The sequence below is a fragment of the Methylobacterium sp. Leaf104 genome (assembly GCF_001422885.1).
Taxonomy (GTDB): Bacteria; Pseudomonadota; Alphaproteobacteria; order Rhizobiales; family Beijerinckiaceae; genus Methylobacterium.
Genome location: NZ_LMMZ01000039.1, coordinates 39,851 through 52,562, shown reverse-complemented (window position 1 = coordinate 52,562; position 12,712 = coordinate 39,851). Strand labels below are relative to the sequence as shown.

The 12,712-nt window shown below is 69.3% G+C and carries 13 protein-coding genes; 8 read left to right on the top strand and 5 right to left on the bottom strand.

Annotation, left to right across the window (positions count from 1 at the left end):
- Nucleotides 1–18: 18 nt before the first annotated feature.
- Together ASF49_RS19935 and pyrF are read left to right on the top strand one after the other, a co-directional pair.
- A complete protein-coding gene (locus ASF49_RS19935) occupies nt 19–663 on the top strand; it encodes a uracil-DNA glycosylase family protein (protein ID WP_056477253.1) in 645 nt (214 codons plus the stop codon).
- Between the two features lie 48 nt (nt 664–711).
- The gene (pyrF, locus tag ASF49_RS19930) at nt 712–1,407 is read left to right on the top strand and encodes an orotidine-5'-phosphate decarboxylase (RefSeq protein WP_056477250.1); all 696 of its coding nucleotides are present in this window, start codon (nt 712–714) and stop codon (nt 1,405–1,407) included.
- Nucleotides 1,408–1,419: 12 nt separating this feature from the next.
- Here the strand turns inward: pyrF and ASF49_RS19925 are convergent, their stop codons facing one another.
- The 5 genes from ASF49_RS19925 to ASF49_RS19905 form a co-directional block, all read right to left on the bottom strand.
- Nucleotides 1,420–2,043, bottom strand: coding sequence for a TetR/AcrR family transcriptional regulator (locus ASF49_RS19925; protein ID WP_056477247.1), 624 nt, complete (start codon nt 2,041–2,043; stop codon nt 1,420–1,422).
- 143 nt (nt 2,044–2,186) lie between these two features.
- Nucleotides 2,187–2,384: a hypothetical protein gene (locus tag ASF49_RS19920; protein WP_056477244.1), complete on the bottom strand. Its 198-nt coding sequence runs from the start codon at nt 2,382–2,384 to the stop codon at nt 2,187–2,189.
- A 226-nt stretch (nt 2,385–2,610) separates the two neighbouring features.
- Nucleotides 2,611–4,407, bottom strand: a complete 1,797-nt coding sequence (locus ASF49_RS19915) for an NADPH-dependent assimilatory sulfite reductase hemoprotein subunit (RefSeq protein WP_056477241.1) — start codon at nt 4,405–4,407, stop codon at nt 2,611–2,613.
- A 140-nt stretch (nt 4,408–4,547) separates the two neighbouring features.
- Nucleotides 4,548–6,323: a diflavin oxidoreductase gene (locus ASF49_RS19910; RefSeq protein ID WP_056477238.1), complete on the bottom strand. Its 1,776-nt coding sequence runs from the start codon at nt 6,321–6,323 to the stop codon at nt 4,548–4,550.
- Between the two features lie 109 nt (nt 6,324–6,432).
- Nucleotides 6,433–6,939, bottom strand: a complete 507-nt coding sequence (locus ASF49_RS19905) for an Lrp/AsnC family transcriptional regulator (RefSeq protein ID WP_056185002.1) — start codon at nt 6,937–6,939, stop codon at nt 6,433–6,435.
- A 226-nt stretch (nt 6,940–7,165) separates the two neighbouring features.
- Between ASF49_RS19905 and ASF49_RS19900 the strand changes: the two genes are divergently transcribed.
- From ASF49_RS19900 to ASF49_RS19875, 6 genes are all read left to right on the top strand, one after another.
- The gene (locus ASF49_RS19900; protein ID WP_056477235.1) at nt 7,166–7,978 is read left to right on the top strand and encodes a phosphoadenylyl-sulfate reductase; all 813 of its coding nucleotides are present in this window, start codon (nt 7,166–7,168) and stop codon (nt 7,976–7,978) included.
- Nucleotides 7,975–8,916: a sulfate adenylyltransferase subunit CysD gene (gene cysD, locus ASF49_RS19895; RefSeq protein WP_056477231.1), complete on the top strand. Its 942-nt coding sequence runs from the start codon at nt 7,975–7,977 to the stop codon at nt 8,914–8,916. The genes ASF49_RS19900 and cysD overlap by 4 nt, the downstream gene beginning before the upstream one ends.
- A 1-nt stretch (nt 8,917) precedes the next feature.
- Nucleotides 8,918–10,318, top strand: coding sequence for a sulfate adenylyltransferase subunit CysN (gene cysN / locus ASF49_RS19890; RefSeq protein ID WP_056477228.1), 1,401 nt, complete (start codon nt 8,918–8,920; stop codon nt 10,316–10,318).
- A 227-nt stretch (nt 10,319–10,545) separates the two neighbouring features.
- On the top strand, nt 10,546–11,748 hold the full coding sequence (locus tag ASF49_RS19885) for a pyridoxal phosphate-dependent aminotransferase (RefSeq protein WP_056477225.1): 1,203 nt from the start codon (nt 10,546–10,548) through the stop codon (nt 11,746–11,748).
- A gap of 93 nt (nt 11,749–11,841) precedes the next feature.
- Complete coding sequence (locus ASF49_RS19880; protein WP_056477222.1) at nt 11,842–12,039, top strand: hypothetical protein; 198 nt, start codon at nt 11,842–11,844, stop codon at nt 12,037–12,039.
- Between the two features lie 370 nt (nt 12,040–12,409).
- Nucleotides 12,410–12,706 (top strand): hypothetical protein, encoded by a 297-nt coding sequence (locus ASF49_RS19875; protein ID WP_056477219.1) that lies wholly within the window; start codon nt 12,410–12,412, stop codon nt 12,704–12,706.
- Nucleotides 12,707–12,712: the final 6 nt, after the last annotated feature.

Sequence of the window (12,712 nt, the reverse complement as noted above, 5' to 3'; positions counted from 1 at the left end):
CCTATCTCGGAGGGCATCATGCTCTCCGAGACCAAGCCGGCCGAGACCCCCTTCGACGCCACCGTGGCGCGCCTGCGTGCCTGCCGGATCTGCCGGGACGCGCCGATCTACGGCGCGCCCCTTCCGCAGGAGCCGCGCCCCATCGTCCAGGGCCTCGCCTCGGCCCGGCTCTGCGTCGCGAGCCAGGCCCCCGGCAACCGGGCGGACAAGAGCGGCATCCCCTTCATGGACCCCTCGGGCACCCGCCTGCGGGACTGGCTCGGCCTCGACGAGGCGGCGTTCTACGATGCGAGCCGCCTCGCCATCGTGCCGATGGGCGCCTGCTTCCCCGGCTACGACGCGAAGGGCGGCGACAAGCCCCCGCGCCGGGAATGTGCCGAGCGCTGGCGAGAGGAACTGTTCGCCGGCCTGCCCGACCTCGAACTGATCCTGGTGATCGGGCAATACGCACAGGCCTGGCACCTCGGCCGCTCCAAAGCGGGTCTCACCGACACCGTGCGGCGCTGGCGCGAGATCCTGGCGGGCCCCCGCACGCCGCGGGTGCTGCCGCTGCCCCATCCCTCCTGGCGCAACAGCGGCTGGCTCAAGGCCAATCCCTGGTACGAGGCCGAATTGCTGCCCGTCCTCAAGGCGGAGGTGGCCCGGGCGATGGCGCCCCGTTGACAGGCGGGGTCCTGCGCGGGATCGCTCGCCGCGGAGACGGAGACATTCATGACCGCAATGCTGGACCCGCGCGACCGCCTGATCGTCGCCCTCGACGTGGCGACCGTCGACGAGGCCGAGCGTCTCGTCGACCGGATCGGCGATGCCGCGACCTTCTACAAGATCGGCTATCGCCTGGCCTATTCGGGCGGGCTCGCCCTGGTGCCGCGCCTCGCCGCCTCGGGCCGCAAGGTCTTCCTCGACCTCAAGCTCCACGACATCGGCAACACCGTGGAGGAGGGGGTGCGCGCGCTCACCGACCTCGGGGCCACCTTCCTGACCGTCCACGCCTATCCGCAGACCATGCGGGCGGCGATCCGGGGCCGGGGCGCGAACGGCCCGAGGATCCTCGCCGTGACGGTCCTGACCTCCTACGACGACGCGGACGCGGCCGAGGCCGGCTATGCCCTGCCGGTGGCCGACCTCGTGGCCCGGCGTGCCGGCCAGGCGGCGGAGGCCGGCATCGACGGGATCGTCTGCAGCGCCGCCGAGGCGCAGGCGGTGCGTGCCCGCATCGGGGCCGACCGTGCCATCGTCACCCCGGGCATCCGGCCGGCCGGCACCGAGGCGGGGGATCAGAAGCGCGTGACGACGCCCGGCGCGGCACGGCGGATCGGTATCGACCACGTCGTCGTCGGCCGGCCGATCACCCAGGCGGCAGACCCCCGCGCGGTCGCCCAGGGCATCGTCGCGGAGATGCGCTGAGAATCGCGTGCGTCAGGCCTTGCGGCGTAGGCTTCCGAGCAGGAAGTCGATCATCGCGGCGACGGGCGGCGCACCCGCATCGGGGTAATGGCTGACCAGGGCAGGGTGGCAGTAGCGGATGATACCGGTGTGGATGCAGGCCGCCGCGATGGCCGGATCGGCCACCTCGAACTCGCCGGTGTCCACGCCCTCCTGGACCAGGCGGCGCAGAACCGAGCCGATCGCGTCGACATGGGCACGGCAGACGTCCCAACTCTCGGTGATGGCCGCCTCGACCATCTCGTGCAGACGGGGATTGGCCTCGCAGCGCTCGACGCAGGCCTGGTGCATCACCGTGATGACGCCCGCGATGCGCTGGGCCGCATTCCGGCCCGGCGCCACGGCAGCCAGCGCCACCCTCTGCTCGGTATCGTCCATCAGGCGCTGGATCACCGCCTCGTGGATCGCCTTCTTCGATTCGAAAAAGCGGTACACGTTGGCGGGACTCATCCGCAGCGTCTTGGCGATGTCGGCGACGGTGGTCTTCTGGTAGCCGATCAGCCGAAACGCTTCCTCGGCCGTCGCCAGGATGCGGCAGCGCGTGGTCGGAGCGGATTCTTCGGAAATGTCGCGGACGATGGCCACTGCACGGGTCATGGCGATAAACTAGGCTGTTGCCAGGTCGACGTCAAAGAACGCGCCGCACCGTGCCCCTCGCTGCCGGCAGCATGCCGATGCGACGCGAAGCCCAGCGCCTCGCGACGCCGGGACGTGTCTCACCAGATCCGGATCGAAAGAAACTAGGATCCGAACTGCGAACCCAATTGCTCCAGATATTCGGCCAGATCGACGCCGCCGATCCGCTTGCCGTAGTCGAAGCGCATGCCCTGGCGGATGTCGACGCTGCTGCTCTTGGTCGTCAGCGTGAAGGGCTTCACGCAGATCCAGGCGCCGTCACGCCGATGTTCGAAGAAATTCAGGATCTCATGCTTGGCCATGGCGCGCTCCCGGCTGTCTCTCCAGACAACGGGTCGGGACGGAAACGGTTGCGCTCCCACTTAGCGAAGTTCGAGCTTGACCTTTAGACTTGGTCGGCACCGCGCCGCACTCCGTGATGGTGCGGCGCGACTGTGCTGCTCTTGAGGGGATTACCACGAGGCCCGTGAACGTGGCTGCCGGAGGGCCTGTGGTCCGTCTGCGTCGCGCATTCCGGGTGATCCGAAATCAGGCGGCGCTCTTCAGCGCACCCGTGCTGTCGTGGAAATCCGGCCCGTTGATCGTCCGGGTCACGTAGCCGTCACGGATCAGGTAATCGCCGAACCGCTCGCCGGGCTGCTTGTTCCGGGCATAGGCCGCGAAGAGCGGATCGAGGATGGTCTTGATCTCCGAGGCGGTGACGTCCTCGGCGTAGAGCTTGCCGAGGCGCGAGCCGTCGAAGGCCGCACCCAGGTAGAGGTGGTAGCGCTCGGGGCCGCGTCCGACGAAGCCGATCTCGGCGATGAAGGGCCGGGCGCAGCCGTTGGGGCAGCCGGTCATCCGGATGGTGATCTCGTCGTCCTGCAGGCCGTGGGAGGCGAGGCTCGCTTCCAATTCGTCCATCAGGCTCGGCAGGTAGCGCTCGCTCTCGGCCAGGGCCAGGCCGCAAGTCGGCAGGGCGACGCAGGCCATGGAGTTGCGGCGCAGGGCGCTGGCGCCCTTCATCATGCCGTACTGGTCCACCAGCGCCTCGATCTCGGCGCGCTTCTCGCCCGGCACGTTGGCGATGATGACGTTCTGGTTTCCGGTCAGGCGGAAGTCGCCCTCGTGGATCTCGGCGATCCGGCGCAGGCCGGTCAGCAGCTGCGGACCGTTCTCGTAGTCCTTGATCCGGCCCGAGGCGACGTAGAGCGTCAGGTGGTGGCGGCCGTCGTCGCCCTCGGTCCAGCCGTAGCGGTCGCCGTTGCCCGTGAAGGTGAAGGGCTTCGGGTCGTCCAGCGGCTTGCCGACGCGCTTCTCGACCTCGGCCCGGAAGGCGGCGAGGCCGTAGCGCTCGATGGTGTATTTCAGGCGGGCGTTCTTGCGGACCTTGCGGTTGCCCCAGTCGCGCTGGACCGTCATCACGGCCTCGGCCGCCTTCAGGGCGTCCTCGGGCTTCACGAAGCACATCACGTCCGCGGTGCGCGGGAAGGTGTCGGTCTCGCCGTGGGTCATGCCCATGCCGCCGCCGACCGTGACGTTCCAGCCCGTGACCTTGCCCTTCTTGTCCAGGATGGCGATGAAGCCGAGGTCGTGGGCGAAGATGTCGACCTCGTTCGAGGGCGGCACCGCGACCACGGTCTTGAACTTCCGGGGCAGGTAGGTCTTGCCGTAGACCGGCTCGATCTCGGCTGCGTCTTCGCCGCCGACCACGCGCTCGCCGTCGAGCCAGATCTCGCGCCAGGCGCTGGTCTTGGGCAGGAGCGAATCCGAGATGTCCTTGGCGAGCTGGTAGGCGGCCTTGTGGGCGCCGGTCTGGGCCGGGTTCGTCGCCGCCATCACGTTGCGGTTGACGTCGCCGCAGGCCGCGATGGTGTCCAGCAGCGTCGCGTCGATGGCCGCCATCGTGCGCTTGAGGTTCGACTTGATGACGCCGTGATACTGAAAGGTCTGGCGCGTGGTCGCCCGCAGGGCGCCGCCCGCATAGGTCGTGGCGATCTCGTCCAGCGCCAGCCACTGCTTGGGGGTGACGACGCCGCCGGCGATGCGCAGGCGGATCATGAAGCTGAAGGCCTTCTCGAGCTTCTTCTTCGTGCGCTCGGCCCGGATGTCGCGGTCGTCCTGCAGGTACATCCCGTGGAACTTCACGAGCTGCCCGTCATCCTCGGAGATGGCGCCGGTGGCGTGCTTCAGGAGGCCGTCCGCCAGGGTGCCGCGCAGGTAGCCACTGGCGATCTTGATGTGTTCGTTGGCGGCCAGACCCGCCGCGCGCGCCGCGTCCGCGTCCGAGATCGGGCGGTCGGTGGGCGGGGTCTCGTAGGTGCGGGTGGTGGTCTTGTCGGCCATGGCGGGATTTCCGGTTCGGGAGCTCTCCTCCCCCCTGTGGGGAGGAGTTGGAGGTGGGGGTGGTGCAGGAGGCACCGCGAGCGCTCGATCCTGCACCACCCTCACCCTCGGTCCCTCCCCACGAGGGGGAGGGCGGGATCTCAGTAGACGTCCTGCTGGTAACGGTGGGCACGCTCCAGGGCGGCGACGGCCGTCTCGGCATCCGCCGGGCTCAGCGACTTCACGTCCTGGTAGGCCTTCACCACCGCGTGGCGCACGTCCTTGGCCATCCGGGTGGCGTCGCCGCAGACGTAGAAATGCGCACCGCCCTCCAGCCAGGCGACGATCTCCGTAGCGTGCTGGGCGATCCGGTCCTGCACGTAGATCTTTTCCGGCTGGTCCCGCGAGAAGGCGACGTCGATCTGCGTGAGCGACCCGTCCTCCAGGGCCTCCTGCCACTCGAGCTGGTACAGGAAGTCGTGGGTGAAGTGCCGGTCGCCGAAGAACAGCCACGAGCGCCCGGGGGCCTCGACGGCGCGGCGCTCCTGCACGAAGGCGCGGAACGGCGCGACGCCGGTGCCGGGGCCGACCATGATGATGTCGGTGGCCGGGTCCTGCGGCAGGCGGAAGTGACGGTTGGGCTTCAGCTTCACCCGCAGCTTGGCGCCGTTCCTGATGCGGTCGGCCACGTGGGTCGAGGCGACGCCGCCGCGCGCCCGGCCATGGGTCTCGTAACGCACCGCCGCGATCACGAGGTGGACCTCGTCGCCCACCTCCTTGCGCGAGGAAGCGATGGAATAGGCCCGCGGCGGCAGGGGCCGGGTGATGGTGTTGAGGTGCTCGGCCGTGAGCGCCGCCGGATAGGCGGTGATGAGGTCGATGAGGTGGCGGCCCTCGATCCAGGCGCGCAGCTCGCCGCCGTCGATCAGCTTCTGCGCCTCCGCATGGCCCGTGGCCTTGACGAAGCGCTCCACCGTGGTGGCCGACAGGGTGGTGATGTCGCGTTCGGCCAGCAGCGCCCGGCGCAGGGCCGCGTCGCCGGAGAGCCCGGTGGCGGTCAGAATCTCGTCCACCAGGGCCGGGTCGTTCTCCGGATAGATCTCCAGCGAATCGCCGGGTTCGTAGGCCGGGGCGCCGTCCTCGAATTCGAGGGCGAGGTGGATCGTCTCCTTGTCGGAGCGCGACGAGTTCAGGTTGACGTGGTCGATGACCTCGACGACCCGGGGCTCGCGGCTCGGCTCGGCCTCCTCGTCCTCGTCGCCGGCGGCGCGGGCGGCGAAGTCCACCGCCACCACGTTGTCGGCGCTCGGCGGCGGGGCCAGGGCCTTGAGGGTCTCCTTGATCCAGGCGGCGGCCGGCGTCTCGAAATCGAGGTCGAGGTCGGCGCGCGCGTGCGCACGGGTGCCGCCCAGCGCTTCGAAGCGGGCGTCCAGCGCCTTCCCGATGGCGCAGAACTCCGCATAGGAGGTGTCGCCCAGCGACAGCACGCCGAAGGACACGCCGTCGAGTCGCGGCGCGCCGTCGGCCATCAGCTCGTTGTAGGCGCGCACGGCCCGGGCCGGCGGCTCGCCCTCGCCCCAGGTCGCCGCGATGGCGACGATGCGCTTCTCCTTGGCGAGACTGGCGATCTCGAGATCCGCGAAGTCGACGATCTTCGGCTTGAAGCCGTTCTTGCGGGCGAGCTTGGCCATGTCGCCGGCGAGCTTCTCGGAGTTTCCGGATTCGCTGGCGAACAGGATGGTCAGCGGCTCGGCCGCCTTCGGTGGCGCGGCCGGGACGGCGGCGGCCTGCGGGGCGCCGCTGGCGTCGAGGCCGGCGAGGAAGCCGGCGAGCCAGGCGCGCTGGATCGGGGAGGCGGCGCCGAGGACGGCGTCGAGGCTCGCGCGTTCGGTGTCGCCGAAGGGAGCCGTGCGGGGGATGATCGCGTGTCGTGCCATGTGGGAAGCCATGTCGTCCTGAGAGGCCGGCTGTCAACGGGGTTGTCCGTTTTACAGAACGACGTCACGGTAGAAGGAGCTGCCTGCGTGTGCAGTGCAAAAGAGAATTTTATTCCCCGGCCACCACTGACAGCGTCGGCGTGAAGCGTCCGTTGGCGGGTGGGGCCGGAAGGGGCAGGGCGGTGGTGGACTTGACCTTCTCCATCGCGAACCGGGAGGTCACGTTCTTGAGGGGCAGAGTCGCGATGAGGTGCTTATAGAACGTATCGTAGGCGCGCATATCGGCGACGACGACGCGGAGCATGTAGTCCACATCGCCGGCCATGCGATAGAATTCGAGCACTTCGGGCATCGCCGAGACCGTCTCGGCAAAGCGCTCAAGCCATTCGCGCGAGTGATCCGCCGTCTCGATGGAGACGAAGACGGTGAGCCCGAGGCCGAGTTTCACCGGGTCGAGGACGGCCACGCGCCGGTCGATGACGCCGTCGGCCTCCAGGCGCTGGATGCGCTTCCAGCACGGCGTCTGCGACAGGCCGACCTTCTCGCCGATGGTGGCGATGGACAGGGTGGCGTCGTGCTGCAGCAGCGCCAGGATCTTCAGGTCGATCGAATCCAAGCTGGCCTCGCGGGTTCGTGAGCCGGGCCGGCGTGCGCGGGAGCACGTCGCGGCGACCGGTCAAAAGGAATTTTCTTCGCCAGGCAACGGAAAACGGTCCGTGCCCGTTGCGACAGGGCGGTGTTCGCGGATGGGGATTGCCCCGCGCGGATGGCCGCCATGCCTTGACAGCGTTCGTTATAGCGAACATTTCAGGGTCCAGACAAGCCACTTCACAAAGTCTCCCATGACCTCTCAACTGGATAAGGCGGCGCGGGACCTGGCCTCCGCAATGGCCGGCCTCGACCTCAAGGGCCGCATCGCGCACATCGAGGCGGCCGTGCCGGGTCGCTTGGTCTTCACCACCAGCCTCGGCATCGAGGATCAGGCGCTCACCCACGCGGTGGCGATGCACAAGGGCCGGACCGAGATCGTCACCCTCGATACGGGCCGCCTCTACCCCGAGGCCTACGACACCTGGACGGAGACCGAATCCGCCTACGGCATCCGCATCCGCGCCTATGCGCCGGAGCGCGAGGCCGAGGAGCGCTTCGTGGCCGAGTCCGGCATCAACGGGTTCCGTCATTCGGTCGCCGCGCGCCAGGCCTGCTGCGGCTTCCGCAAGGTCGAGCCGCTGGGACGCGCCCTCGCGGGGGCCGCCGGCTGGCTCACGGGCCTGCGGGCCGGGCAGTCGGCCAACCGCGCCGACACGCCGCTGGCCGAGGCCGACCCGGCGCGCGGGCTGATCAAGATCAACCCGCTGGCGGATTGGTCCCGCGCCGACGTCGAGCGCTTCGTCCTGGAAAACTACGTTCCCTACAACGTGCTGCACGACCGCGGCTTCCCGTCGATCGGCTGCGCGCCCTGCACCCGGGCGATCCGGGTCGGCGAGGACGAGCGCGCCGGCCGCTGGTGGTGGGAGCAGGCCTCCAAGAAGGAATGCGGCCTGCACGTCCAGACTTCGGACCTGCACGCGCCCGACGAGACCGTCGCGCCCGGCCAGGAAGCGGCCGCCTTCGAGACGACCCGACACGCCAACACCCTGGAGATGGCCCGATGAGCGCCGCACCCCTCACCACCCATGCGGCGAGCCGGTCCGAACGGCTCACCCACCTTCAGCGCCTGGAAGCCGAGAGCATCCACATCATGCGGGAGACGGTCGCCGAGACCGAGAACCCGGTGATGCTCTATTCCATCGGCAAGGATTCGTCGGTGCTGCTGCACTTGGCGCTGAAGGCCTTCGCGCCCGGGCGCCTGCCGTTCCCGCTGATGCACATCGACACCACCTGGAAGTTCAAGGAGATGATCGCCTTCCGCGATCGGCGCGCGAAGGAGCTCGGCCTCGACCTCATCGTGCACACCAACCAGGACGGTCTCGCCCGCGGCATCGGCCCGGTGAGCCACGGCTCGGAAGTGCACACCGACGTCATGAAGACCCAGGCGCTGCGCCAGGCCCTCGACAAGCACAAGTTCGACGCGGCCTTCGGCGGTGCCCGGCGCGACGAGGAGGCGAGCCGAGCCAAGGAGCGCATCGTCTCCCTGCGTACGGCGCAGCACCGCTGGGACCCGAAGCGCCAGCGTGCCGAGCCCTGGCACCTCTACAACATGAAGAAGAAGCGCGGTGAGTCGCTGCGCGTGTTCCCGCTCTCGAATTGGACCGAGCTCGACGTCTGGCTCTACATCGAGCAGGAGCAGATCCCGATCGTGCCGCTTTACTTCGCCAAGCCGCGTCCGGTGGTGGAGCGCGACGGCCAGCTCATCATGGTCGATGACGATCGCTTCCCGCTCGAGCCGGGCGAGACGCCCCAGGAACTGACGGTCCGCTTCCGGACGCTGGGCGACTATCCCCTGACCGGGGCCGTCGAGAGCGACGCCGCGACCCTGCCGGAGATCATCGGCGAGACCCTGGCCGCCCGCACCTCGGAGCGCCAGGGCCGGGTCATCGACAAGGACGGCGCGGGCGCCATGGAGCGCAAGAAGCAGGAGGGGTATTTCTAAGATGACGATCCATCAGTCACCCGAAACCTTCGGCTACGACGCCTTCCTGTCCGCGCACCAGAACAAGGAAGTCCTGCGCTTCATCACCTGCGGCTCCGTCGACGATGGCAAGTCGACGCTGATCGGCCGCCTGCTGCACGACACCAAGCAGATCTTCGACGATCAGGTCACGGCGCTGCAGCGCGACTCGCGCAAGCACGGCACGCAGGGCGCCGAGATCGACCTGGCGCTCCTGGTCGACGGCCTCCAGGCTGAGCGCGAGCAGGGCATCACCATCGACGTCGCCTATCGCTTCTTCTCCACGGACAGGCGCTCCTTCATCGTCGCCGACACCCCCGGCCACGAGCAGTACACCCGCAACATGGCCACGGGCGCCTCCACGGCGGACGTGGCGGTGATCCTGGTGGATGCCCGCCAGGGCCTGACCCGGCAGACCCGGCGGCATGCGCTCCTCGTCTCGCTGCTGGGCATCAGGCGCGTGGCCCTCGCGGTGAACAAGATGGACCTCGTCGGCTGGTCCGAGACCCGCTTCGAGGAACTCCTTGCGGCGTTCAAGGACTTCGCCACGCCCCTGGGCTTCACCGAGGTCCGGGCGATCCCGCTCTCGGCCAAGAACGGCGACAACGTCGTGCTGCCGGGCGCCGCGGCGCCCTGGTACACCGGCACGCCGCTGCTGCAGTACCTCGAAGAGGTCCCGGTCCGCGTCGAGGAGCAGGCCGCCCCGTTCCGCATGGCGGTGCAGTGGGTCAACCGGCCGAACTCGGACTTCCGGGGCTTTTCCGGCCTCGTCGCCAGCGGGCGCGTGGCTCCCGGCGACGCCGTGATCGTCGAGCCCTCGGGCCGGACCTCCAGGATCGCCCGGATCTTCACCGCCGACGGCGATCTGCCCCACGCGGTGGAGGGCCAGTCGGTGACCCTGGTGCTGGCCGACGAGATCGACGCCTCGCGCGGCTCGGTCATCGTCACCGCCGACGCGCCGATGCGGGTGACGGACAGCCTGGACGCCCGCCTGTTCTGGGCGGCCGAGACCGAATTGCTGCCCGGCGCCACCCTGCTCGCCAAGATCGGGACCGTGACGGTGAACGCCGTCGTGTCCACGATCCGGACCCGGATCGATCCGGAGACCGGCAATCCCGAGCCGGCCGCGCGCCTCACCGCCAACGACATCGCCGACGTCACCCTGACGCTCGACCGGGCCGTGGCGGTGGATGCCTATACGCAGAACCGCGACACCGGCGGCTTCATCCTGATCGACCGCGAGACCACCGACACGGCGGCCCTCGGCCTGATCCAGGCCGATGCCGCGGCGGCCACGGTCAAGGACGAGCCCGCGGAGGTGCGCGAGAAGCGCTCCGGCGGCGGCTTCCTGTCGAAGCTGCGCTGGGTCTTCGGCGGGATCTGACGGGGCCGGACCCGGCCCGATGGCGCCCGGATAGAACCCACCATCGACGGCCCTGCCGCCGCGGCTTCCCCTGGAGCCGCGGCGGTTTGCGTTCGCCGCAAGCAGGTCGCCGGGTCGCGGAGGGTATCGCTGCAGCAACGGAAGGTCTCCCTTGCCCGTGCGCGGCGGCGCGACTAGGGTCCGCGCCGCTCGATCCGACCTTCGTCAATATACGGGAGTGACCACCCATGGGCTTTCTGGCCGACGCCTTGTCCCGCGTGAAGCCGTCCGCGACCATCGCGATGACGCAGAAGGCGCGCGAGCTGAAAGCGCAGGGCATGGACGTGATCAGCCTCTCCGTGGGAGAGCCGGATTTCGACACGCCCCAGCACATCAAGGATGCGGCCATCGAGGCGATCCGGCGCGGCGAGACCAAGTATCCGCCGGTCTCCGGCATCGTGCCGCTGCGCGAGGCCATCGCGAAGAAGTTCAAGCGCGAGAACGGCCTCGACTACAAGCCGTCCCAGACCATCGTCGGCACCGGCGGCAAGCACGTCATCTACAACGCGCTCCTCGCCACCCTGAATCCCGGCGACGAGGTGGTGATCCCGCGTCCCTACTGGGTCTCCTACCCGGAGATGGTGGTGCTGTGCGGCGGCACCCCGGTCTTCGCCGAGACCGACATGGCGCATGACTTCAAGCTCCAGCCCGAGGAGCTCGAGCGGGTGATCACGCCCAGGACCAAGTGGATCATCCTCAACTCGCCCTCGAACCCCTCCGGCGCGGCCTATGCCCGCGACGAGCTCAAGAAGATCACCGACGTGCTGATGCGCCACCCGCAGGTCTGGGTGCTCACCGACGACATGTACGAGCATCTCACCTACGGCGACTTCGAATTCGTCACCCCGGCCCAGATCGAGCCGGGCCTCTACGAGCGCACGCTGACGATGAACGGCGTCTCCAAGGCCTACGCGATGACCGGCTGGCGCATCGGCTACGCCGCCGGCCCCGAGCACCTGATCAAGGCGATGGACTTCGTCCAGGGACAGCAGACTTCCGGCGCCTCGACGATCTCGCAATGGGCGGCGGTGGCAGCCCTGGAGGGGACGCAGGCGCATCTCGCCGAGTTCCGCAAGGCCTTCCACACCCGGCGCGACCTCGTCGTGTCGATGCTGAACCAGACCAAGGGCCTGAAGTGCCCGACGCCCGAGGGCGCCTTCTACGTCTATCCGTCCTGCGCCGAGACCATCGGGCGCAAGACCCCGGCCGGCAAGACCATCGCGACCGACGAGGATTTCGTGGTCGAGCTGCTCCAGGCCGAGGGAGTCGCCGCCGTCCACGGCTCGGCCTTCGGCCTCGGCCCCAACCTGCGCATCTCCTACGCCACCTCGAACGCCGCCCTCGAAGAGGCCTGCACCCGCATCCAGCGCTTCTGCGGCTCCTTGAGCTGAAGCCCGCCGGACGCAACCCTTGTGTCCCTGGAGCGACCGCGCCCCGGCCGAGAGCCGCGGCGCGGTCGTTCGCGTTTCGGGAGGATCGGAGCCATGACGCGGATCGCCATCCCGGCCGCCGGCGCCGCGGCGCTGGCCGCGAGCCTGGCGTCGGTCCTCGCAGCGGCCGGGCCGCAGGTCTTCGCCGGCACAGCGGATCTCGACGCCCGACAGTCCGGTGCGGACGAGGCGGGGGAGGTGACCGCCCTGCGGGCCTGCGCGGCGGCGTGCGGATCGTCGCAGCCGTCATGACGCGGACGATGCCGGTTGCCGGCTCAGCCTGCGCCGCCTACATCGGCGGTCCCTGCTGCCGAGGCGCCCGATGGTTTCGCGAACCCTCTCGGGCTTGGCATGGTGGCGGGGCTTGTCGTGACGGGACCGTGCGGACCAGTTCTCTGCGTGGCTCCTGTGAGGCCTAGTGGGCCGGGTTGCGACAGGCGTGTCACGGACGCGGGGAACAGGAACCGCTGCCTTGGCGCATGGCCCACCTCAACGGCCGCGTCCCATCGCGGGACGGAGGCGGAGCGGCATCCCGATCACGGTCGTTAAGGATCCTGGGCAAGTGTAGGAGCCGGCCGGGGAACCGGTCGCGTGCCACTGCGTAGTTTCGGGCCTGACCACTATGAGACGCCTCCTGACGGGTGGCATCAAGGCGATCCTCGCGGTCGCCGCGCTCTCCACCGCCGCTCACTGGACCTTGCGCCTGCAGCGCGAGCCGACCCCCTCGGTCCGCGCCCAGGCGGACCTCGCCGACCCCATCACCACCGGATCGATCGCGCCGCGCCGGGCCGAGCCCGCCGTGCTCGCCGAGCCGACGCCCGATTTTGCCAAGACCCTGGACCAGCGCCATCTCTCGGAGCTCTTCGCCGGCGCGTCGCCCGAGAAGGCCAAGGTCCAGAAGACGGCCGTCAAGCGCTGATCCTCC